The sequence below is a fragment of the Cellulosimicrobium funkei genome, assembly GCF_001019615.1.
GTDB lineage: Bacteria > Actinomycetota > Actinomycetes > Actinomycetales > Cellulomonadaceae > Cellulosimicrobium > Cellulosimicrobium cellulans_E.
Map to the genome: position 1 here is coordinate 256,912 of NZ_JNBQ01000001.1, position 22,645 is coordinate 279,556.

General features: G+C 74.5%; 20 protein-coding genes. 12 read left to right on the forward strand and 8 right to left on the reverse strand.

From position 1 onward, the window contains the following. The first annotated feature begins 47 nt into the window (after positions 1-47). The 3 genes from FB00_RS01165 (at position 48) to FB00_RS01175 (ending at position 4,074) form a co-directional block, all read left to right on the forward strand. On the forward strand, positions 48-2,759 hold the full coding sequence (locus FB00_RS01165) for a hypothetical protein (RefSeq protein ID WP_156186251.1): 2,712 nt from the start codon (positions 48-50) through the stop codon (positions 2,757-2,759). Between the two features lie 75 nt (positions 2,760-2,834). Beyond that, positions 2,835-3,476: a hypothetical protein gene (locus FB00_RS01170; protein ID WP_047230982.1), complete on the forward strand. Its 642-nt coding sequence runs from the start codon at positions 2,835-2,837 to the stop codon at positions 3,474-3,476. A 43-nt stretch (positions 3,477-3,519) separates the two neighbouring features. Beyond that, a complete protein-coding gene (locus tag FB00_RS01175) occupies positions 3,520-4,074 on the forward strand; it encodes a GNAT family N-acetyltransferase (protein WP_047230983.1) in 555 nt (184 codons plus the stop codon). Between the two features lie 13 nt (positions 4,075-4,087). Here the strand turns inward: FB00_RS01175 and FB00_RS01180 are convergent, their stop codons facing one another. The 4 genes from FB00_RS01180 to FB00_RS01195 are packed head-to-tail and all read right to left on the reverse strand — an operon-like array spanning position 4,088 to position 7,462. Continuing rightward, the gene (locus tag FB00_RS01180; RefSeq protein ID WP_047230984.1) at positions 4,088-4,666 is read right to left on the reverse strand and encodes a TetR/AcrR family transcriptional regulator; all 579 of its coding nucleotides are present in this window, start codon (positions 4,664-4,666) and stop codon (positions 4,088-4,090) included. Between the two features lie 2 nt (positions 4,667-4,668). Beyond that, positions 4,669-5,262 (reverse strand): sugar O-acetyltransferase, encoded by a 594-nt coding sequence (locus FB00_RS01185; RefSeq protein WP_047230985.1) that lies wholly within the window; start codon positions 5,260-5,262, stop codon positions 4,669-4,671. After that, entirely contained in the window at positions 5,259-6,593 is a 1,335-nt protein-coding gene (locus FB00_RS01190) for an MFS transporter (RefSeq protein WP_082140835.1), read from the reverse strand. Before FB00_RS01190 ends, FB00_RS01185 begins: the two co-directional genes overlap by 4 nt. 47 nt (positions 6,594-6,640) lie before the next feature. Further along, positions 6,641-7,462, reverse strand: a complete 822-nt coding sequence (locus FB00_RS01195) for an alpha/beta fold hydrolase (protein ID WP_047230986.1) — start codon at positions 7,460-7,462, stop codon at positions 6,641-6,643. Positions 7,463-7,602: 140 nt separating this feature from the next. On the opposite strand from FB00_RS01195, the gene FB00_RS01200 reads away from it, so the two are divergent. After that, positions 7,603-8,880 (forward strand): NYN domain-containing protein, encoded by a 1,278-nt coding sequence (locus tag FB00_RS01200; RefSeq protein ID WP_047230987.1) that lies wholly within the window; start codon positions 7,603-7,605, stop codon positions 8,878-8,880. Between the two features lie 92 nt (positions 8,881-8,972). Here FB00_RS01200 and FB00_RS01205 read toward each other — a convergent pair whose 3' ends face one another. After that, on the reverse strand, positions 8,973-9,815 hold the full coding sequence (locus FB00_RS01205) for an alpha/beta fold hydrolase (protein WP_047230988.1): 843 nt from the start codon (positions 9,813-9,815) through the stop codon (positions 8,973-8,975). 109 nt (positions 9,816-9,924) lie between these two features. On the opposite strand from FB00_RS01205, the gene FB00_RS01210 reads away from it, so the two are divergent. After that, complete coding sequence (locus tag FB00_RS01210) at positions 9,925-10,494, forward strand: TetR/AcrR family transcriptional regulator (RefSeq protein WP_197088718.1); 570 nt, start codon at positions 9,925-9,927, stop codon at positions 10,492-10,494. Between the two features lie 240 nt (positions 10,495-10,734). Then, entirely contained in the window at positions 10,735-12,060 is a 1,326-nt protein-coding gene (locus tag FB00_RS01215) for a glycoside hydrolase family 16 protein (protein ID WP_082140836.1), read from the forward strand. Positions 12,061-12,149: 89 nt separating this feature from the next. Here FB00_RS01215 and FB00_RS01220 read toward each other — a convergent pair whose 3' ends face one another. Continuing rightward, positions 12,150-13,355: a cation:proton antiporter gene (locus tag FB00_RS01220; RefSeq protein ID WP_047230990.1), complete on the reverse strand. Its 1,206-nt coding sequence runs from the start codon at positions 13,353-13,355 to the stop codon at positions 12,150-12,152. Positions 13,356-13,590: 235 nt separating this feature from the next. Here FB00_RS01220 and FB00_RS01225 point away from each other — a divergent pair, with 235 nt between their 5' ends. Then, on the forward strand, positions 13,591-14,955 hold the full coding sequence (locus tag FB00_RS01225; protein WP_047230991.1) for an 8-oxoguanine deaminase: 1,365 nt from the start codon (positions 13,591-13,593) through the stop codon (positions 14,953-14,955). A gap of 51 nt (positions 14,956-15,006) precedes the next feature. On the opposite strand, the gene FB00_RS01230 is transcribed toward FB00_RS01225, so the two are convergent. Then, the gene (locus FB00_RS01230) at positions 15,007-15,501 is read right to left on the reverse strand and encodes a GNAT family N-acetyltransferase (protein WP_047230992.1); all 495 of its coding nucleotides are present in this window, start codon (positions 15,499-15,501) and stop codon (positions 15,007-15,009) included. A gap of 183 nt (positions 15,502-15,684) precedes the next feature. On the opposite strand from FB00_RS01230, the gene FB00_RS01235 reads away from it, so the two are divergent. The 3 genes from FB00_RS01235 to FB00_RS01245 all read left to right on the forward strand — a co-directional run bounded on the left by FB00_RS01235 (position 15,685) and on the right by FB00_RS01245 (position 19,764). Beyond that, positions 15,685-17,337 carry a nucleobase:cation symporter-2 family protein gene (locus FB00_RS01235; RefSeq protein WP_231581657.1) on the forward strand — a complete coding sequence of 551 codons (1,653 nt, stop codon included), beginning with the start codon at positions 15,685-15,687 and terminating at the stop codon, positions 17,335-17,337. 205 nt (positions 17,338-17,542) lie between these two features. Continuing rightward, the gene (locus tag FB00_RS01240) at positions 17,543-19,030 is read left to right on the forward strand and encodes an amino acid permease (RefSeq protein WP_082140837.1); all 1,488 of its coding nucleotides are present in this window, start codon (positions 17,543-17,545) and stop codon (positions 19,028-19,030) included. An 89-nt stretch (positions 19,031-19,119) separates the two neighbouring features. Further along, positions 19,120-19,764, forward strand: a complete 645-nt coding sequence (locus FB00_RS01245; protein WP_047230993.1) for a lysophospholipid acyltransferase family protein — start codon at positions 19,120-19,122, stop codon at positions 19,762-19,764. Positions 19,765-19,767: 3 nt separating this feature from the next. On the opposite strand, the gene FB00_RS01250 is transcribed toward FB00_RS01245, so the two are convergent. Further along, positions 19,768-20,511 carry a ZIP family metal transporter gene (locus FB00_RS01250; RefSeq protein WP_047230994.1) on the reverse strand — a complete coding sequence of 248 codons (744 nt, stop codon included), beginning with the start codon at positions 20,509-20,511 and terminating at the stop codon, positions 19,768-19,770. 110 nt (positions 20,512-20,621) lie between these two features. Here FB00_RS01250 and FB00_RS01255 point away from each other — a divergent pair, with 110 nt between their 5' ends. Together FB00_RS01255 and FB00_RS01260 are read left to right on the forward strand one after the other, a co-directional pair. Beyond that, positions 20,622-21,962 (forward strand): sensor histidine kinase, encoded by a 1,341-nt coding sequence (locus FB00_RS01255; protein WP_052877345.1) that lies wholly within the window; start codon positions 20,622-20,624, stop codon positions 21,960-21,962. Further along, positions 21,959-22,609 (forward strand): response regulator, encoded by a 651-nt coding sequence (locus FB00_RS01260; protein WP_047230995.1) that lies wholly within the window; start codon positions 21,959-21,961, stop codon positions 22,607-22,609. The genes FB00_RS01255 and FB00_RS01260 overlap by 4 nt, the downstream gene beginning before the upstream one ends. The last annotated feature ends 36 nt before the right edge of the window (positions 22,610-22,645 follow it).

A 22,645-nucleotide genomic window follows, 5' to 3' on the forward strand; every position in this document is an offset into this window, starting at 1 on the left:
GGTTAGCGTCGGGTGACGACCCGCGCCCCGAGCCCGCAGGAGTGTCCGTGCCCACGTCCCCCCGCTCCCTCGACCGCGCCTCCGTGGCGGCCGTGCTCGCGCTGACGGTCGTGCTCGCCGTCCTGGCGGCCGTCGCCGTCACGGGTGGCCGCGCCGCCGCGGCGCAGGCCGAGACCGGTCGCCTCTCGCTCTTCAAGCGGATCGAGAACCTCGACACGGGATCCTCAGAGGGACGCCGCGAGCTGTGGACGATGCACGCGGTGAACGTCACCACGGGCGCGACGATCGAGGGCGACGGGCTCAACGGCGTGCAGTCGCTCGAGGTCCCGGCGGGGACCTACCGCATCTCCGAGTCGGGCGGCGTGTCCGGCTACCGGTTCCAGAACTGGAACTGCGGCGGGGCGGACATCCTCGACCCGACGCCCGAGGTCGTCGTGCCTCCCGGCGGTTCGGTGCAGTGCACGGTCGACAACGAGGCGGTCCGCCCGAGCCTGACGCTCGTCAAGGAGGTCGAGGGCGGCACGGCGTCGCCGGCCGACTGGACGCTGCGCGCGCAGGGGCCCGAGTCTGTGGCCGGGCCGTCCGGCAGCCCCGCGGTGACGGGCGTGCCGATGCGGGTCGGGCAGTACACGCTGTCGGAGGAGGGCGGCCCGGCCGGGTACCGGAGCGAGGGCTGGACGTGCGACGGCGCCCCGCTGTCGGGGGACGTCGTCACCCTCGACCTGGGGCGGTCGGTCACGTGCACGGTCCGCAACGTGTCGGGCGCGGGCGGTGGGGCGGAGCCGACGCTCACGCTCGTCAAGAAGGTCGTCGGCGGCCCGGCCGGCGCCGAGGACTGGACGCTCAGCGCGACCGGGCCGCAGGCGGTCTCGGGCGTGACCGGCGACCCGGAGGTGACGGCGGCAGGCGTCGCGCCCGGCGAGTACGCGCTCGGGGAGCAGGGACCCGTCGGCTACGCGGGTGCGTGGTCCTGCACGGGCGCCGCGGCGGGCGACGGAGCCGGCGGGAGCGTGACGATCGCCCCGGCCGAGCACGTCACGTGCACCGCGACCAACACGTGGCAGGGCGGGATCCTCACGCTCGTCAAGGAGATCGAGGGCACGACGACGGCCGTCCCCGCGGACTGGACCCTCACCGCGGCGGGCGAGGGCACCACCGTCTCGGGGTCGAGCGGCTCGCCGGACGTCACCGGCGTGGACGTCCCGCCCGGTGACTACGCGCTCTCCGAGGCGGGCTGGACGGGGTTCGACCCGGGACCGTGGCAGTGCACAGGCGGCGCGCTCGACGGCTCGGTCGTCAGCGTCGAGCCCGGCGCGACGGTCGTGTGCACGGTGACGAACGCCGTCGTGCTGCCGCACCTCACGCTGGTCAAGGAGGTCCAGGGTGGGCCGACCGTGCCCGCCGACTGGTCGCTCGCGGCGACGGGGCCGCAGGCCGGGGGTGGGACGGCCACGATCACGGGCCCGTCCGGCGGGGTCGAGGTGTCCCACGTGCACGTGGGCGCAGGTGAGCACACGCTCGCAGAGCTCACGACCCTGCCCGACCACGAGTCGGGGGAGTGGGTGTGCGAGGGGGCGACCGGCCAGGCGGGAGACGTCGTGACGATCGCGCCGGACGACGACGTGGTCTGCACGGTGACGAACACCTACGTCGGCTCGACGCTCACGCTCGTCAAGGACGTCGTGGGCGGGTCCGCCGACCCGGCCGCGTGGACCCTCACCGCGACCGACGCGGCCGGGGACGCGGTCGTCGAGGGCGCGAGCGGGACCCCCGCGACGACGCAGCGGCACCTGTCCGCCGGCGACTACGAGCTCGCGGAGACGGGAGGGTTCGGCGGGTACGACAGCGAGGGGTGGTCATGCACGGGAGACGCGACGCTCACGGGCTCGACGGTGTCGCTGCCCGCGGGCGGCGTCGCGACGTGCACGGTGACCAACGTCGCGCAGCTCCCGCACCTCACGCTCGTCAAGGAGCTCGACGACCGCGGGTTCACCGGCGAGGTCGACGCCACGGAGTGGACGCTCTCCGCCGAGGGCGCCGGGCTGTCGGCCTCGGGCCCGACCGCGAGCGCCGCCGTCTCGCACATGAGCGTCGAGCCCGGACGGTATGCCCTCGCGGAGAGCGGCGGACCCGAGGGGTGGACCTCGCTCGGCTGGAGCTGCGAGGGTGCGCGCGTGGCGGGGTCCACGGTGATCGTCCCCGCGGGCGCCGACGTCGTGTGCACGGTGACGAACCACTGGCTCGCCGGCACGCTGACGCTCCACAAGGAGGTCGTCGACGACGCGGCCCCGGCCGACGACTGGGAGCTCACCGCCGCAGGACCGACCCCGCTGTCGGGTCACGACGGCAGCCCCGACGTGACCACCGTCCCCGTCGCCGAGGGCGCTTACGACCTCTCGGAGTCGGACAGCGAGTGGGACTACGAGCAGGTGGCGTGGGCCTGCGACGGCGGCGAGCTGGTCGACGACACGGTCCGGGTCGGGGACGGTGCCGACGTCACGTGCACCGTCACCAACACGGTCACCGCCCCGACGACGCCCACCGAGCCGGGCGAGACGTCGCCGCCCACGGACGGGCCGACGTCGGACGTGCCCGGGCCGGACGCGACCCCCACGTCCGGTGCGACCACCGGCGCGGAGGACCTCGCCACGACCGGCTCGGCCGTCACGGGGCTGCTCGCCACGGCGCTCGCGGCCCTCGTGCTGGGCGGTGTCCTGCTCGCGCTGCGACGGCGCCGCGCGCGTGACGACGCGGGCTGACGCGGGCTGACTGCACCGAGGCCTGCGTGCCGCGGTCGCCGCGCGCGACCGCGCCGTGCGGGCTACGGTCCTGAGGTGGCCGACGAAGAAGCGGACAGCGAGGGCGGCCGGTCGTGGCGCGAGACCGTGACCGTGGTGCTGCTCGCGGTGACGGCCGTCCTCACGGCGTGGAGCGGGTTCGAGGCGAGCAAGTGGGGCGGCGAGATGTCGATCGCCTTCTCGCGCGCGTCGACCCAGCGCATCGAGGCGTCCACGGAGCGCGCGCACGCCGACACCGCCCGGTCGATCGACCTCCAGGTGTTCAGCCTGTGGCTCGAGGCGTACGCGACCGGGGACACGGAGCTGGAGGAGTTCACGCGCGCGCGCTTCACGCCCCACTTCCAGCCCGCGTTCGACGAGTGGCTCGCCTCGCGCCCTCTCCGGAACCCCGACGCCGCCCCGAGCCCGTTCGCGCTCGACGCCTACGTCCCGCCGGGTGCGGTCGAGGCGGTCGAGGCCGACGAGCGGGCCGACGCCCTCTTCGCGCAGGCGCTCGTCAACAACCAGCGGGGCGACAACTACACGCTGACCACCGTGCTCTTCGCGCTCGTGCTGTTCTTCGGCGCCTTCGCCGGTCGGTTCCGCTCGGAGCGCGCCTCCTGGGCCATGGTCGGCCTCGCGTGCGTGGTCCTCGTGGTCGGCATCGTCTTCCTGGCGACCTTTCCCAAGATCATCTGACGCCGCGGTCCCCAGGCACCGGAGGGCCTCGTAGCCTGGGGCGATGCAGACCTTGACGACAGCGCGGCTCACCCTCCGCCCGTGGCAGCCCGACGACGCCGACGCCGTCCTCGACATCTACTCGCGCTGGGACGTCATGCGGTTCATCGGCGTGACGCCGCGCGTCCTGGAGCACCGGGACGAGGCGCTGGAGCGGGTCGAGCGCTGGGTCGCCGCCGACGACGGCACGCACGGGGTGTGGGCCGTCGTCCCGCGCGAGGGGGAGGGCGCGGGCCTGCCCGACGCCGCGCCCGTGGGGACCATCCTGCTCAAGCTCATCCCGGCGTCGGGCACGGGCGACCCGTTGCAGCCCTCGGACGACACGGAGATCGGGTGGCACTTCCACCCCGACGTGTGGGGCCGCGGGTACGCGACCGAGGCGGCCTCCGCGGTGCTCGCGCACGCGTTCGAGCGCGGGCTCGACCGCGTCGTCGCCGTGACGCACGTCGACAACGCCGCCTCCCAGGCGGTGTGCCGCCGGATCGGCATGACCCACCGCGGCACCACCGACGCGTACTACGACACCACGTGCGAGCTGTTCGAGGTGACCGCGCCCTGACGGGAGCGCGCCGTCAGGGCACCCGCGTGAGACGCCGGACCGCGCCGAGGACGTCGACGTCGTCGTGCGGCTGGGTGTCGAGCGCGCGGTGGATGGTCATGCCCTCGATGAACGCGTCGAGCACGCGGCACGTCGCGGGGTCGAAGTGGCGCCCGAGGGCGTCGCGGCTGCGGCGCATCCAGTCGTTCGTGAGCGTCCGGTACGCGGGGTCGCGCGCCGCGAGCGTGTAGAGCTCGTGCGACAGGACGAGGTCGCGCTGGGTCGCGAACACGTCGTGCGTGATGAGCGTCGTGACCGCCTGCACGGCCTCCTCGGGCGTGCGCGCGTCGCTCATGCGGCGCTCGAACTGGGCGGCGGCGTCGCGCGTGAACCGGCCGAACGCCTCGCGCAGGAGCTCGTCCATCCCGGCGAAGTGGTACGTCATCGACCCGAGCGGGACGTCCGCCGCGGCCGCGACGCGCCGGTGCGACGTGCCCGCCACGCCGTGCTCGGCGACGACGTCGAGGCACGCGTCGATGATGCGGTCGCGCCGCTCCGGGTCGTGGCGGCGGGCGCGGGGCGTCGGCCCGGTCGGGTCCGCGGGGGCGCTCATGGTCAGATGTTCTCGCGGATCACCCGGGCCGGGTTGCCCACCGCCACCACGTTCGCGGGCAGGTCGCGCGTCACGACGGAGCCCGCGCCCACCACGGTGTTGTCGCCGATCGTCACGCCCGGGCACACGATGACGCCGCCGCCGAGCCACACGTTGTCGCCGAGCGTGATGGGCTCCGCCGCCTCGAGCTTGTCGCGCCGGGGCTGCGGGTCGACGGGGTGGGTCGGGGTGAGGAGCTGGACGTTCGGCCCGATGAGGCAGTCGTCGCCGACGGTGATCGCCGCGACGTCGAGCGCGGTGAGCCCGGAGTTGACGAACGTCCGGTCGCCGAGGTGCACGTTGCTGCCGAAGTCCACCGCGAGGGGCGGCTTGACCCACGACCCCTCGCCGAGCGACCCGAGCAGGTCGGCGAGGATCTCGCGGGCGCGCGTGTCGTCGCCGTCGCCGTCGAGGACGGCGCGGTGGAACGCGTCGACGAGGCGCAGGCCGCGCTGGACGCCGCGCGCGATCTCCGGGTCGTCGGCGACGTACAGGTCGCCCGCGGCCATGCGCTCGTAGCTCGTGCGGTCGTCGCCGGCGAAGTAGTCGGTGGTCATGCGGTGGTGGCCTCCTCGGGCGCGGGGGTCGTGCGACGGTCGGGGTCATCATGCCGGTCGGCGGCGTCCGGCCGACCCGGGGGCCGGCGCGGGGCGAGGACGCCGGCCAGGAGCACGACGACGAGGCCCGCGAGCGGCAGGACGAGCAGCCCGGTGCGCAGGCTCGTGGCGTCGGCGACTAGCCCGACGATCGGCGGGGACAGGAGGAACCCGAGCCGCATGAGCCACGAGACGAGCGTGAGTCCGGTCCCCGCGCGCAGTCCCGGGAGCTCGTCGGCCTGCTGCATCGCGGCCGGGACGAGGGTCGCGACGCCGAACCCGGCCGCGGCGAACCCGGCGATCGTGCCCGGGACGGACGGGAACGCGAGCGCGAGCCCGGTACCGAGCAGCACGAGCGCGCCGCCGGTCCGGGCGACGGCGCGCTGCCCGAACCGGTCGACGAGGCGGTCGCCCACGAGGCGCCCGACGAACTGCGCGCCGACGAGCGCGACGAACCCCGCCGCGGCGGTCGTCGCCGGGGCACCGAGCGAGCCGGAGAGGTAGACCGCCGCCCACGTGCTGCCCGCGTCCTCGACGAGGGTCCCCGCGACGGCCACCAGGACGAGCGCGGCGAGGACGGCGGCCGTGCGGGCGCGGGAGGTGCGCGCCAGCGCTGCGGCGCCGGCCCCCGAGAGGGCTGTGCCGGCGGGGGCGCCGGGCGAGGCGCTCGCGTCGGCCTCCGTCGCGGCGCCGTCGGACGCCTCGCCGTCGAGCCCCGGGAGGCACCAGCGCAGCGCGAGGAGCGCGACGACCGCGAACAGGCTGCCCGTGATCGCGAGGTGCACGCCGAGCGGGAGGTTGAGGGCGATCGCGGCGGCGGCCATGCCGCCGCCGACCACGGCGCCGACCGACCACAGCGCATGGAAGCCGTTGATGATCGAGCGGCCGTAGCGGCGCTGCACGCGCAGGCCGTGGGCGTTCTGCGCGACGTCGGTGAACGCGTCCATCGCTCCCGCCGCGAACAGCGCGACGACGAGCAGCGGCAGGGCGGGCGCGAGGCCCGCGAGCAGCAGCCCGGTCGCCGTGAGCACGGTGCCGGCGACCGCGACGCGCGCCGACCCGAACCGGCGCACGAGCGCCGCCGCGGCGAGCCCCGCCGTGATGGCCCCTGCCGGGAACGCGGCGACGGCGAGCCCGTACGTGGCGTTGCCCAGGTCGAGCCCGGCCTTGATCTCGGGGTAACGCGGCACGAGGTTCGCGAACAGCGCGCCGTTCGTGAGGAACAGCGCGGCGACGGCGACCCGCGCCCGCCGGACGTCCGGCGCCGGGCGCGCGAGGGTGGGAGACGGCATGCGGACGATCGTACACACCGTATGTACGAACGTACATACGGCCCGGGTCAGTGTCGGTCCACCTCGCGGACGAAGCGCACCAGCACGTCGGCCATCGCCGCCGGATCCCACGAGTGGAAGGCGCCTTCGACCTCGTGGACCTCGCCGTGCGGGACCGCCGCGACGACCTTCCGCGCGGAGACGGGCATCTCGGGGAACGTGGCCGTCCCGTAGGTCGCGAGCACCGGCACGTCCACGGTCGCGAGCGTGCCGTCCTCGAGCGCCGTCGTCGCCCAGACGAGGGACTCGCCGTCGGCGCGCTGGCTGCGGGAGCCGCGCGCGAGCTGCTCGAAGTCGGGGGAGCGGCGCATCCCGTCGAGCCACTCGGGCGGCATGTCCTTCATGTACTGCTCGGTCGCGCCGACGTAGTCCTCGGCGTCGAGCCGGCGCTCGAACTCGTCGATCCACTCCTTCGTCGCGGCCGCGTCGTCGCCGAGCGGCGCCTCCCACAGCACGAGGCCGGTGACGGGCAGCCCCGCGTGCGCGGCGGCGAGGGCGATCGTGCAGCCTGACGAGTGCCCGCACAGCACGGCACCTCGGCCCGACCCGCCGTCCGCCACGGCGATCGCCGCCGCGACGGCGGCCAGCTCGCGCTCGAGGTCCAGCGCGCCGTCGGCCGGGCTCTCGCCGCGCCCGAGGCGGTCGTGGACGACCGTCGTCACGCCCTGCGCGGAGACGCGCTCGGCCGTCTCGGTGGTGATCGGGTCGATCGCACGGAACGGGCCCGCGCCGGCGACGAACACGAGGCCGGGGCCCTCGCCGCGGAGGTCGTAGGTGACGGTGTCTCCTCGGGCGGTGAGGACGTGGCTCGTCGTGACGCGGTCGGTCATGGCTGCTCCCTCGGCTCGGTGCGGCGGCCGCCGTCGGGCCGCCACCGAGGACGACCGGCGCCGAGCGCGGGACTCATCGACGCGGGCTCTCCATGCTGTTCGGCGGGGCGGCGCGGCGGGCAGCACCTAGGCTGGCGGGCATGGACACCGAGGAGCGCCTGGCCGTCTTCATCGACTACGAGAACCTCGCGCTCGGGGCGCGCGAGCACCTGGGCGGCATGACGTTCGACTTCGGCCCGATCGCCGACGCGCTCGCCGTGCGCGGGCGCGTCGTCGTGCGGCGCGCGTACGCGGACTGGTCGTACTTCGACGAGGACCGGCGCTCGCTCACGCGGCACCAGGTCGAGCTCATCGAGATGCCCCAGCGCATGGGGGCGTCGCGCAAGAACGCGGCCGACATCAAGATGGTCGTCGACGCGATCGAGATGGCGTTCGAGCGCGACTACATCTCGACGTTCGTCATGTGCACGGGGGACAGCGACTTCTCCCCGCTCGTCCACAAGCTGCGCGAGCTCAACAAGCGCGTCATCGGCGTGGGCGTCGAGAAGTCGACGTCGCGGCTCCTGCCGCCCGCGTGCGACGAGTTCCTCTTCTACGACCGGCTCGAGGGCGTCGACGTCCCGGACGAGCCGGAGCCTCGCTCGGTCCGGGGCTCGCGCGCGTCCGGCGCGACGGCGTCGGGCGGTGCCAAGGCCAAGCGTTCCGGTGGACGCACGTCCGGGCGGCGCAAGGCGACCGAGATCGCCGAGCCGGAGGTCGAGACGCCGGCCGCGGCGGCGCTCGCGGAGCTGGGCGAGGCCGTCGGGCGCTCCTCCCGCCGCGGCGAGCCCGTCGTGACGGAGAACGCCGAGGTCGACGGCGAGACGACTCCCGTCGAGCAGCCCGCCGCCGAGCCCGCGCTCGCCGCGTCCGCCCCCGAGGCCGACGACGACGCGCCGTCGGGCGAGGACGTCCCGATGGAGGTGCGCGTCGCCCAGACGCTCGCCGACCTCGAGGCGTCCACGAGCGGACCCGTGACCGCGTCCGTGCTCAAGCGCACGCTCCTGCGCAAGGACCCGACGTTCAGCGAGGCGGACTACGGGTTCCGCAACTTCGGCGAGTTCCTGCGGTTCCTGGCTGACCGGAGCTTCGTGGAGCTCGCGCCGGGACCCGCGACGGGCGACCCCGAGGTGTCGCTGCCCGCGCAGGGCGACACGGACCAGGCGTTCGCGCTCGTGCGCGACGTGGTCCGCGAGGAGGGCGGCTCGACGGTCCTGTCCGGGCTGAAGAACGCGATCCGCAAGAAGCGCCCCGACTTCAGCGAGAAGGCCCTCGGGTACCGCGGCTTCCTGCAGTTCTGCAAGGCGGCCCAGGCCGCGGGCGCCGTCGACCTCGCCTGGGACGACGACGCCGACGACTACCGCGTGTCGGTCGCCTGAGGCCGCGCGCGACGAAGGCCCGGGCGCCGGTCTCCCGGCGCCCGGGCCTCGGTGTCGGGGCCTGACGTCCGGGCCTGGACGTCAGGCGCGGGTCAGTGCCCGACGAAGGCGAGCAGCGCCTCGTTGACCTCGGCCGCGTGCGTGACGAGGAGGCCGTGGGGCGCGCCCTCGACCTCGACGTACTCGGCGTCCGGGACGAGCTCGCGGAAGCGGCGCCCGGTGGCGTCGATCGGGAGGATGTTGTCCTTCGTGCCGTGGAGGATGAGCGTCGGCTTGCCGGCCGCGCGGACCGCCTCGACGTCGGCCCGGAAGTCCTCGATCCACGTGGGCACGACGGCGTACGCGGCGACGGGGGCGGACCCGATCGCGGTGATCCAGCTCGCGCGCACGGTGTCCTCGCTGATGCGCTTCCCGAGGTTCTCGTCGAGGTTGTAGAAGTTCTTGTAGAAGTCGGTGTACCAGGCGTACCGGTCGGCGCGGGCCGCCTCGACGATCCCGTCGAACACGGACTGGGGGACGCCCTCCGGGTTGTCGTCGCGCTGGACGAGGAACGGCTCGAGCGAGGCGAGGAACGCGAGCTTGGCGACGCGCTCGTGCCCGTGGTTGTGGACGTAGCGGGCGAGCTCGCCCGTGCCCATGGAGAACCCGACGAGGATCACGTCGCGCAGGTCGAGCGTCTCGAGGACGGTGTTCAGGTCGGCCGCGAACGTGTCGTAGTCGTACCCGCTGCCGACCTTGCTCGATGCGCCGAACCCGCGGCGGTCGTAGATGATCACGCGGTAGCCGGCGTCCAGGAGCTCGCGCTTCTGGAGCTCCCAGCTGTGCCCGTCGAGGGGGTAGCCGTGGATGAGGACGACCGGCTGCCCGGCGCCCTGGTCCTCGTAGTAGAGCTCGATGTCGGTGGAGTTCTCCTGGCCGACGGTGATGTACCCCATGGTCGTGCTCCCTTCGCGGAGGGGGAGAACGGTCGTTCTCCCCGCTGGTCGCTACAATAGAGAACGATGGTTCTCACCGCAAGTGGTGCGACGTGAACAGGAGATGACGATGCTCGACGACGCGAGCGCACGCGCGGCGGTCGTGGCCGCCGCCGACCGGCTGTTCTACGCGCGGGGCGTCCAGTCCGTGGGGATGGACGCGGTCCGCACCGAGGCCGGGGTGTCGCTCAAGCGCATCTACTCGCTGTTCCCGTCCAAGGACGACCTCGTCGTCGCCGTGCTGCGGCACCGCACCGAGCAGTGGGACGCGGGGATCGCGCGCGCCGCGGCCGGAGCGACCGCGCCCCGCGGCCGGCTGCTCGCCGTGTTCGACTTCCTCGACGCGTGGTTCCGCGAGGACGGGTTCCGCGGGTGCGCGTTCATCAACTCGTTCGGCGAGCTCGGTGCGACCTCGCCCGCCGTCGCAGCGGCCGTGCGCGAGCACAAGGAGTCGTTCCAGCGGTACGCGCGCGGTGTCGTGCGCGAGGCGGGGCTGCCCGACGACGTCGCGCTCCAGGTCGTGCTGCTCGCCGAGGGCGCACAGACGACGGCGGCCATCACGCAGGACGTCGACGTCGCGCGCCAGGCCCGCCGCGCGGCGGAGGCGATCCTCGACGCGGCGGTCCCGGCGACGGCCTGACCCGGGCAGGCTCGCGCGCCGGGCGCCGTCGGCGCCGTCCCCGTCCCGCTGTCGGTTCGCCGGCGATGTGGGAGCGATCCCACGACACGCCGAGAGAGCGCTTGCTCGGTGTCGTCCCGCCACCGTAGGTTCGCGGACGGAGGGCCGAGGAACGGCCCCCGCCCGGTGCAGAGTCGCGCCGAGAGCACGTCGCGCACCGTGGCGAGACGCAGGCGGCACCGCCGCCGGACTGGAGGATCGATGGACCTCGCACGTCAGCGCTCCCTGCCCACCACCCCGCCTGGCGCCCCACCCGAAACCCGAGCCCGCGCCGTCGCCCGCACGCGCCGCCGGGTCGCGGGCGTCGTCGTCGCCGCGCTCACCGCCGCCGCGGCGGCGCTCGCCGTGACCGTCCCGGCGACGTCGGCCGCCGCCGCGCCGGGGGACATCGTCTGGTCGGACGAGTTCGACGGCGCCGCCGGCTCGGCCCCGAGCTCCGCTCGCTGGAACCACGAGACCGGTGCCGGCGGCTGGGGCAACGCCGAGCTCCAGAACTACACGACCTCCCGCGCGAACTCCGCGCTCGACGGCCAGGGCCACCTCGTCATCACCGCGCGCCGTGAGGCGGACGGGTCGTACACGTCCGCGCGCATGACGACCCAGGGGAAGTACCAGCCGCAATACGGGCGCGTCGAGGCGCGCATCCAGATCCCGCGGGGCCAGGGCATCTGGCCCGCATTCTGGATGCTCGGCGGCAACCTCCCGGGGGTGGGCTGGCCGACGTCGGGCGAGATCGACGTCATGGAGAACGTCGGCTTCGAGCCGCACCGCGTGCACGGCACGGTGCACGGGCCGGGGTACTCCGGCGGCGCCGGCATCACGGGCATGTACCAGCACCCGCAGGGCTGGTCGTTCGCCGACGACTTCCACACCTTCGCGGTGGACTGGAAGCCCGGCGAGATCACGTGGTTCGTGGACGGCCAGCAGTTCCACCGCGTCACGCGCGCGAGCGTCGGCGCGAACGCGTGGGTGTTCGACCAGCCGTTCTTCCTCATCCTCAACGTCGCCGTCGGCGGGCAGTGGCCTGGGTACCCCGACGGCACGACCCAGCTCCCCCAGCAGATGAAGGTGGACTACGTCCGGGTCTACGACAACGGCTCAGGAACCTCGAACCCCGGGAACCCCGGGGGCGGCCTCCCGACCGGGACCGGGACCATCCGGATCGCGAACGGGTACTGCCTCGACGTCCCGTGGGGCCAGACGCACGACGGCAACCGCGTGCAGATCGTCCCGTGCAACGGCAACGTCGCCCAGTCGTGGACGCGGGGGAGCGACGGGACGATCAGGGCGCTCGGCAAGTGCCTCGACGTGAGCGGCAGCGGCACCGCCAACGGGACGGTGGTCCAGCTCTGGACGTGCAACGGCACGAACGCGCAGAGATGGGCCTACGACGCGGGGTCGAAGACGCTGCGCAACCCGCAGTCGGGCAGGTGCCTGGACGCCGAGGGCGGCAACCCGCTCTACGAGGGCCAGCGGTTCGTGATCTGGGACTGCCACGGGTCGGCCAACCAGCAGTGGATCTTCTGACTCGTCCGCAGCCGAGCGATGCGTCCGTGTCCGAGCGCTGCGTCCCCGGACGCATCTCTCGCGCACGGACGCATCGCTCGCCCGGCGAGTCATCCGCCGGCGCGTTCCTCCGTCGGCGGGGGCGCGGACTCGCCGGCCTCCGGGGGGCGTGGGCCCAGCCGGCTCGCGACCATGGGGAGCACGATCACGGACAGCACGCCCGCACCGACGAGCGCCGCGCCGACGCGCGACGTCATCGCGCCCTGCTCGACCGCGATCTCCGTGAGCGCGACGAGCAGCGGCAGCGCGGTCGCCGCGTAGAGCGCCGTCTGGACGCGCTCGACCGACGGGAGCTCGCGCCGGAACCACAGGAGCACCGGGCCGCCCCGCACGACCACCATGAGCACGAAGAACGTCAGCGGCAGCAGCGGCGACGCGACGATGGAGTCGATGTCCAGGCCCATGCCGGAGCTGACGAAGAACACGGGCACGAACACGCCCCACGCGACCGCGTCGAGCTTCTTCTCGAGCGCCTCGACGTCGCCGGGCGCCCAGCGCCGCAGCACCATGCCGCCGACGAACGCGCCCAGCACCGCGTCGAACCCGAGCCCGGCGGCGAGCGCGAGCAGCGCGACGAGCAGCAGCACCGTGAGGCGCAGCGTGCTCTGGCCCGTCCCGTGCTCCGCGGCGCTGAAGAGCCGGTCGCCGCCGAGCGCCTTGAGGCGCCCCAGCCGGCCCGGGAGCGCGGAGAGCGCCACGGCGACGACGGCGAAGAGGACGAGCAGGATCGCCGCGACGCCGCTCTCGCGCGTCCCGAGCAGCACGGCCATCGCGACGATCGGACCGAGCTCGCCGACCGCCCCGACCACCAGCACCGCGCGGCCGAGTCGCGAGCCGAGCTGACCGCCGTCGCGCAGGATCGGGAGCACCACGCCGAGCGCCGTCGTCGTGAGCGCGATCGCCCCCGCCGCGACGGCGTGCGGCGAGTCGTGACCCACGACCACGAGGACGAGCAGCGCCCCGACGACGAGCGACGTCAGCCACGCCGCGCCGGCGCGTCGCCCCACGCGCTCGCGCAGCAGGCTCGGCTCGAGCTCGTACCCGGCGAGGAGGAACAGGAAGCCCATGCCGAGGTCGGAGAGGAGCGTGACGTCGTCGGGCGTCGCGAGGTCGAGCGCGGCCGGACCGATGAGGATGCCGCCGAGCAGCAGCACGACGACCTGCGGGACGCGCGACCGCACCGGCATGAGGCCCGCGAGCAGCGGCGCGAGCAGCGCGACGACGAACACCGGGACGAGCGGGGCGTAGACGTTCACGGTCGGGTCTCCGGGTGTCGGCGGGCGGCGGGTCCCAGGATCCCGCAGCGCCGCAGGTCGCGCGCGGCGGAGGTCCGCGTCGTCGTCCGCCGGGGTTGACGGTCCGTCACGGCCCGGCCTACGGTCGGCCCAGCCGCGGTTCCCGCGGCACCTGGATCGGCAGACAGGACCACTGAGCCGGCGCACCGTGGCGCCGGAGCCGCGCCTCGGTGAGCACGAGCCACCAGGAGGCACCATGACCAGCACCCGCACCTGGGTCCGTGACCCGCTCGGCGTCTTCACCGCGGACGACTCCCCGGACGCGCCCGACGCGCGCGGCGGCATCGTCGTCGAGGACGGGGTGATCACCGAGGTCGTCGCGGCGGGCGCGCGGCCGTCCGCCCCGGTCGACGCGACGTTCGACGCGTCCCAGCACGTGCTCACGCCCGGGCTGATCAACACGCACCACCACTTCTACCAGACGCTCACGCGCGCCTGGGGGCCGGTCGCCGACGCCCCGCTCTTCCCCTGGCTCCAGCGCCTCTACCCGGTGTGGGCGCGCCTGACCCCGCGCGACCACGAGCTCGCGACGACGGTCGCGCTCGCCGAGCTGCTGCTCTCCGGCTGCACGACGGCGGCCGACCACCACTACGTCTTCCCGGCCGGTCTCGACGACGCGATCGACCTCCAGGTCGCGGCGGTCCAGCGGCTCGGGATGCGCGCGACCCTCACGCGCGGGTCCATGACGCTCGGCCAGGACGACGGCGGCCTGCCGCCGCAGTCGGTCGTGCAGAGCCTGGACGTCATCCTCGCCGACTCGCAGCGCCTCGTGGAGCGCTATCACGAGCGGGGCGCCGGGGCGCAGGTCCAGATCGCGCTCGCGCCGTGCTCGCCGTTCTCGGTGACAACCGACGCGATGCGCGAGAGCGCGGCGCTCGCGGAGGATCTCGACGTCCGCCTGCACACGCACCTCGCCGAGACGATCGACGAGGAGGACTTCTGCCGCGAGCGCTTCGGGATGCGCACGGTCGACTACCTCGAGTCGGTCGGCTGGCTCACGGACCGCGCGTGGCTCGGTCACGGCATCCACTTCGACGACGAGGAGGTGCGCCGCCTCGGGGCCGCGGGCACCGGCGTCGCGCACTGCCCGACGTCGAACATGCGCCTCGCGTCCGGGATCGCGCGGGCCGTGGAGCTCGAGGACGCGGGCGCGCCCGTCGGGCTCGGGGTCGACGGCTCGGCGTCGAACGACGCCTCGACGATGATCCTCGAGGCGCGCCAGGCGCTCTACCTCCAGCGCCTCAGGTACGGCGCCGACATCCCCGTGACCCGTGCGCTCGGCTGGGGCACGCGCGGGTCGGCGCGCGTCCTGGGCCGGGACGACGTCGGCGTGCTCGCCGTCGGCAAGCAGGCGGACCTCGCGTTGTGGCGCCTCGACGAGCTGCGCTTCTCCGGCTCGCACGACCCGGTCGCGGCGCTCCTGCTGTGCGGGGCCGACCGCGCGGACCGCGTCATGGTCGGCGGCGAGTGGCGCGTGGTCGACGGGGCGATCCCGGGCCTCGACCTCGCCGCCCTGGTCGCCGAGCACTCGGCCGCGGCCCGCCGCCTCGTCGCGGGCTGACGTGCGCCGGCGGGGACGGCCCGGCCACCGACCGGGGCGTCCCCGCCGCGCTCAGAGCTCGCGGTAGTAGTGGACGACGGGGAGGGCGGTGAAGCCGCTCGACTCGTACAGGGCGCGTGCGGCGTCGTGTCCCGGGTCGCCGCCGGTCCAGACGTTGGCGTACGCGCACCCGGCGTCGCGCAGGAGCTGCAGCGCGGCGTCCACGAGGAGCCTCCCGACGCCCTCGCCCTGCACGTCAGGGTCGACGGCGATGATCTCGAGGTCGCCGGCGCGGGCCCCCTCGGCAGGAGGCTCGCCGATCACCGCGGTGGCGAACCCGACGACCCGGCCGGCCCGCTCCGCGACGACCGTCGTCGCGGGGTGCTTCTCGCACGCGCCGCGGACCTCCGCCTCCTGGCTGCGCCGCCAGTCGGGGTAGGCGAGCCCGTAGAGGCGCTCGCCGAGGATGTCGCGCCACGAGGCGAAGGCGTCCTCCCACGCGCGCAGGGACAGGTCGGCGACGGCGTCGAGGTCGGTGGGCCGGAAGGGGCGGAGCGTGGTGGTCACGGCTGGAGGGTAGGGAGACCGGGCGGGCGAGTGCCAGCGCTTTGACGCGGTCGGCGACGGAGAGACGTCACCGCAGGCCACGCACGAGTTGCCGGGAGGGACTTGACACGCGTCACACTTGGCGTTCGAATAGTGGAAGTAGTTTTCCGCCAAGCGGAACGATAGCTGACGAGGAGGTCCGCTATGAACGCGCGAGCCACGAGGGCCACGGGCGGCGCCGAACGTCGTCCGGTACGCCCCGAGGACGAGCGGCTGCCCATCGGGTCGACGTTCGGGTACGGGTTCCAGCACGTGCTCACGATGTACGGCGGCATCATCGCCCCGCCGCTCATCGTGGGCGGCGCCGCCGGGCTGACCGGGGCCGAGATCGGGACGCTCGTCGCGGCGTCCCTCTTCATGGGCGGCCTCGCGACGATCCTCCAGACGCTCGGCATCCCGTTCTTCGGGTCGCAGCTCCCGCTCGTGCAGGGCGTGTCGTTCGCGGGCGTGTCGACGATGGTCGCGATCGTCAACGGCGGGGGAGGGATCCCCGGGGTGCTCGGGGCCGTGCTCGTCGCGTCGGCGGTCGGCCTGCTCATCACGCCGTTCTTCGCACAGATCATCCGGTTCTTCCCGCCGGTCGTCACGGGCGTCGTCATCACGACGATCGGGCTGACGCTCATGCCCGTCGCGGCGAACTGGGCGATGGGCGGCAACGCGAGCGCGCCCGACTACGGCTCGGTGAGCAACATCGGCCTCGCCGCGCTGACGTTCGCGATCGTCATCCTGCTGTCGAAGGTGGGCAGCGGCACCATCTCGCGCCTGTCCATCCTCATCGCGATCGTCGTCGGCACCCTCATCGCCCTCGCGCTCGGCAAGGCGGACTTCTCCGGCGTGGGCGACGGTCCGGTCGCCGCGTTCCCGTCGTTCCTCGGCTTCGGCGCACCGACGTTCGAGATCGCCGCGATCATCTCGATGCTCATCGTCATCCTCGTGACCCTCACCGAGACGACGGCGGACATCATCGCCGTGGGCGAGATCGTCGGCACCAAGGTGGACCGCAAGCGCATCGCGAACGGCCTGCGCGCCGACATGGCGTCGTCCGTCGTCTCGCCGTTCTTCGGCTCGTTCACGCAGTCGGCGTTCGCGCAGAACGTCGGGCTCGTGGCCATCACGGGCGTGAAGTCGCGGTTCGTCGTGGCGGCGGGCGGCGCGATCCTCGTGGTCCTCGGCCTGCTGCCGGTCCTGGGTCGCGTGGTGGCCGCGGTGCCGACACCGGTCCTCGGCGGTGCGGGAGTCGTGCTGTTCGGCTCGGTCGCCGCGTCGGGCATCCGCACGCTCGCGAAGGTCGACTACTCCCGGCCGATGAACCTCATCATCGTGGCGGCGTCGATCTCGTTCGGCATGATCCCCATCGCCAAGCCCGACTTCTACGACCAGTTCCCCACGTGGTTCGGCATCATCTTCCACTCGGGCATCAGCTCCGCCGCGGTCATGGCGATCCTGCTCAACCTGCTGTTCAACCACGTCAAGCTCGGCAACCCGCCCGACCCGTCCGTGTTCGCCGCAGGCGCGGAGCACGGTGCGAGCTCCGTGGACGAGGACGACCTCGACGACCTCGAGGACGACGGCGTCATCAACGGCTCGACCCGACGCCCCGTGGCCGGCGACGCGACGCCTCCCGAGCCGGTGACCCCGGCCGCCCCGGGCGACGGCCAGGACCGCGACGGCCGACCGGCCGACGGCAGCACCGACGCCACGCCGCAGCCCGCACCGCCCGCCGGGGCGACCGGCGGCGAGAGCAGCGCACCGCGGCACCACGCCGTCGCACCGCTCCCGCGGACCGCGACCCCGTAGGCGCCGGCACAGCGTCGTGCCCGACGCTGCCCCGCACCCGAGCGACCCCCTCGCGCCGGGTGCGGGGCGCCGTCGTGCCCGGGGCGGAGCATCCCGGGCCGGAGCGTCCCCGGACGGGCCTGCGCGCGGTAGGCGGCGACGGGCCGTGTAGCGTCGTGGGTCGGCGTCGAGCACGGCGACCGGGACCCGACCGCAGGACCGCACCATGAGCACCCCCATGCCCGAACCCACGGCACCGACCGGGCACCCGTCTCCCTCGGAGCGACCGCGGGCGTCCGACGGCCCCACCGGGTCCGCGACCTCCGCCGACCACCTGGGCACCGGGCTGCGCACGCGGCACCTGACGATGATGGGGCTCGGCTCCGCGATCGGCGCGGGCCTGTTCCTCGGGTCGGGAGTCGGGATCGCGACCGCCGGCCCCGCCGTGCTCGTGTCCTACGCGATCGCGGGCGTCGTCGTCATCCTCGTCATGCGGATGCTCGCCGAGATGGCGAGCGCGCGGCCCGCGAGCGGGTCGTTCTCCGTGTACGCGGAGGAGGCGCTCGGGCCGTGGGCCGGGTTCCTGCTGGGCTGGCTCTACTGGTTCATGCTCGTGATGGTTCTCGGCGCGGAGATCACCGGCGCGGCGCGCATCGTCACCGGCTGGTACCCGGACGTGCCGCAGTGGGGCGTCGCGCTCGTCGTGGTCGTCGTCTTCGCGGTGATCAACCTGTGGGGCGTGCGGCAGTTCGGCGAGCTCGAGTTCTGGTTCGCGTTCGTCAAGGTCGCGGCGATCGTCGGGTTCCTCGTCGTCGGCGTCCTGCTGGTCCTCGGGCTGCTGCCCGGGACCGACCCCGTCGGCACGTCGAACCTCCTGGGTCACGGGGGCTTCGCGCCCGAGGGCTGGGGCGGGATCGCCGCGGGGCTGCTCGTCGTCGTCTTCGCGTTCGGCGGCATCGAGATCGTCACGATCGCGGCGGCGGAGGCGCGCGAGCCGCGCACGGCCGTCGCGCGCGCGACCCGCAGCATCGTGTGGCGGATCCTCGTCTTCTACCTGGGCTCGGTCGCGATCATGGTGCTCGTGCTGCCGTGGGACTCGCCGCTGCTCGCGGAGAGCCCGTTCGTCGCGGTGCTCGACCTCGCCGGGCTCCAGGGGGCGGCGCGCGTCATGGAGGTCGTCGTGGTGATCGCGCTCCTGTCGGCGTTCAACGCGAACGTCTACGGGACGTCGCGCATGGCGTACTCCCTCGCCGGGCGCGGCGACGGGCCGCGGGCGCTGCGGCGCGTGTCGCGCCGTGACGTGCCGTGGGTCTCGGTGCTCGTGTCGGTGTTCTTCGCGCTCGTCGCGGTCGGGCTCAACTGGCTCCTGCCCGAGGCGCTGCTCGGCATCCTCCTCAACGCCGTGGGCGCGGCGCTGCTCGTCGTGTGGGTGCTCGTGGCGGTGTCGCAGCTCCGGCTGCGCCGCCGGATCGAGGCGGGCGCACGCGCGTCGGGCGAGCCCATGACGCTGCGGATGTGGGGCTTCCCGTGGCTCACGTGGGCCGTGCTCGCCGGGCTCGCGGCGCTCGCGGTCCTCATGCTGACCGACGACGCCGCGCGGGCCCAGCTCGTGTCCACGGCCGGTCTGGTGGTCGTCATCCTGGCGCTCTACGCGGTCACGCGCGGCGGCCGTGCGCGCCGCGTGGCGTCGGCGGAGACGCGCCGGGACGCGTGAACCGGAGGTGACGCCGGACGACCTGCGGGGACACCGGGGACGAACGCCGCGTGCACGGACGTGCGGCGCCGAGAGTGCACAATGAACGAATGACCTATCGCGTCCTGAGGCTCATCCTGTCGCTGCTCGCCTACGTGCTGCTGCGGCCACAGGTGACCGGACGCAACAACATCCCGCGCAACGGGGCGGTCATCCTCGCGAGCAACCACCTGTCGTTCATCGACTCGATCCTCATCCCGATCGTCGCGCCGCGGCACGTCACGTTCCTCGCCAAGGCCGAGTACTTCACCGGCCGCGGTCTCAAGGGCCGCCTGTCGCGCTGGTTCTTCACGACGATCGGCATGATCCCCGTCCAGCGCGACGACCCGCGCGCCGGGCAGCGCTCGCTCGAGGACGCCCTCGAGGTGCTCCAGCGCGGCGGCGCGTTCGGCATCTACCCCGAGGGCACGCGCTCGCGCGACGGCAAGCTGCACGCGGGTCGCACCGGCGTGGCGTGGCTGGCGCTCGCCGGGCACGCCCCGGTGGTCCCCGTCGCGGTGCGCGGCACGGACAAGGTCCAGCCCATCGGCAAGCGGATCCCGCGGCTGCACCGCGTCGAGGTGCACTTCGGCAAGCCCATCGACCCGCAGCGTCAGATCACGGCCGGCACCAAGCCCGCGCAGGCGCGGCGCGAGCTCACGGACGAGGTCATGGCGTCGATCCACCGCATGAGCGGCCAGGACCTCGCGGCCTGACGCTCAGAGCGAGCTCAGCCCGAACGCCGTCGCGAAGCCCAGCACCGTGACGAGCCCGGTGACCGGGCCGCCGAACTCCGTGGCCTCCGGGATCATCGTGTCGACGAGCATGGTGAGCAGCGCCCCGGCGGCGAACGCCTGGGTGATCGCCACGACCGCGGGCGACGCGCCGTCGAGCGCGACGTAGCCGATCCCGGCCGCGAGCGCCGAGACCAGGGTCGTCGACCCCCACAGCACCCAGAGGCGCGACGGCTTCGTGCCCGCCTTGAGCAGCCCGGACGTCGCGGACATCGCCTCGGGCAGGTTCGAGACGAACACGGCGGCGAGCATCGCGACGCTCACCCCGCCGCCCCCGATGAGCGTCGCTCCGAGGACGACCGACTCGGGGATGCCGTCGAGCACCGTGCCGAGCGCGATCGCCGCGCCCCCGGTCCCGCCCGCCGCCTGGACGGACTCCGCCTGCACGCCGGTGGACCGCTTGCGGCCCTCGCCGCCCATCCGGTCGATGATGCGGTCGCCGACGAAGAACGTCAGCGCGCCGCCCGCGAGGCCCGCGAGCAGCACGAGCCCGCTCGCGTGCGTGGACGCGTCCTCCACGAGGTCGTACGCGACCGCGCTGATGAGGACGCCCGAGCCGAACGCCATGATGAGCCCGACGAGCCGCTGGCCCGGCGGTCGCCAGAAGACCAGCGCCGCGCCGAGGAGCAGCGACGACGCGCCGACGAGGCCCCACCAGAAGCCGACCATGCGCCCATTGGACCAGCGGCCGGGCGGGACCGCGCGGGGACGGGGGCGCGCGTCGCGAGGTCCCCCGGCCGGGGGAGGCGCACCCTGGCCCGCCCCGAGAGACTGGGGCCATGACGTTCGACGACGCGCGCCCGGACCGTCCGGCGGCCGTGCCGGGGCGGAGCGGGTGGGACCGGGTCGTCGCGCCGCTGCGCAGCGCGGCCACGGTCCGGGCCGGGGTCTACCTCGTGGTCGGGGGCGTGGTCGCCGGCGCGTACGTGACGCTGGTCGCCGGGTTCGTGCAGATGTTCGCCTCGCTGCAGACGCCGCGTGTCGCGACCCTCGTCCTCGCGCTCGTCTCCGCGGTCCTCGTGAGCACGCCGCCGTTCCTCGCGCCCGTCCGCGCGCTCGAGATCGCGGCCGTGCGGACGTTCCTCGACGTCGACGTGCCCGTGCCGGCGGGTGCCTCGCCCCCGGGCGCGGCGACCCGCTGGCGCGCCGCGGCCTGGTACGGGCTGCACCTCGCGCTCGGCGCCGCGGTGCTCGTCGTGGTGCTGTTCCTCGTCCCGGTCGCGACGCAGCTCGTGCTCTCCGCGACGGGCGTCGAGCCGGTGCTCCTCACCGACTGGCGGCCGTGGGAGGCGCTGCCCGCGTGGACGTGGCTGGTCACCGCGGTGCTCGCGCTGCTCGCCGTCCCGTACGCGGTCGCGCTCGCGCGCGCGGTGCTCCGGCAGGCGGCCCTCCCGCTCCTCGGGCCCGACCAGTCGGAGCGCATCGCGGAGCTCGAGGCGGCGGCCGACCGCGACGCCGAGCGGGGCCGGCTCGCGCGCGAGCTCCACGACTCGGTGGGCCACGCCCTGACCGTCACGACCCTCCAGGCGGCCGCGGCCGCCCGTCTCCTCGACTCCGACCCCGCCGCGGCACGTGCCGCGCTCGCCGCGATCGAGGAGACGGGCCGTACCGCGATGGCGGACCTCGACCACGTCCTCGGGCTGCTCCGCGCGGAGGCGTCGCCGGCCGAGGCGGGCGGACCGCGCGCGCCCGTGCGCAGCCCGGCGCGCACGCTCGCCGACCTCGACGCCCTGCTCGACGACGCACGCCGCACGGGCGTCGACGTGCACCTCGCGCGGGACGACGCCATGCTGCCGGACGTGCCGCGCGCGGTGTCCCAGGAGGCGTACCGCGTGGTCCAGGAGGCGCTCACGAACGTGCTCCGGCACGCCCCGGGCGAGCCGGTCGCCGTCGCGGTGGCGCGGGGTCCGGGCGGCGCGCTCGTGGCCGAGGTGCGCAACCCCCTCAAACCGGGCACGCGTCGTCAGGCACCCGAGGGGTCCGGCCGCGAGCGCCGCGGCCTCGCGGGCATGCGCGAACGGGCCCGCCTGCTGCGCGGGGAGGTCGCGGCGGGCCCCACGCCCGACGGCGGCGCGTGGGTCGTGCGCGCGACGTTCCCGCTGGCAGGATCGGGCGGATGAGCGACGGGACGACGCGCGTGGTGCTGGTGGACGACGAGCCGCTCGTGCGCGCAGGGCTGCGCGTGATCCTCGACGCGGAGCCCGACCTCGAGGTCGTCGGCGAGGCGGCAGACGGCGCGGAGGTGCCGGGGGTCGTCGCGCGGGCGCGCCCCGACGTCGTGCTCATGGACGTGCGCATGCCGCGCGTCGACGGCATCGCCGCGACGCGCGCGCTCCTCGCGCGCGAGGACGCACCGCGCGTGCTCGTCCTCACGACGTTCGAGAACGACGACCACGTGCTCGACGCGCTCCGGGCGGGGGCGCACGGGTTCCTGCTCAAGCGCGCGCGGCCGGAGGAGGTCGCGCAGGCCGTGCGGGTCGTCGCGCGCGGCGAGTCGCTCCTGTTCCCCGACGCGGTGCGGCGCCTCGCGACGGCACGACCGCCCGCGGGCGACGAGCTGCGCGCCGCGCACCTCACCGAGCGCGAGGGCGTGGTGCTGCGGCTCGTCGCGCAGGGGCTGTCGAACGCGGAGATCGCGGGCGAGCTCTACCTCGGTGTCGAGACGGTGCGCACCCACGTCGGCAACGTCCTCGCCAAGCTCGGCGTGCGCGACCGCACCCAGGCCGTCGTGCGCGCCTACGAGTCCGGGTTCGTGCGGGCCGGCTGACGGGCGGGCCGACGCGGGGCGCTGCGGGTGTCCCGG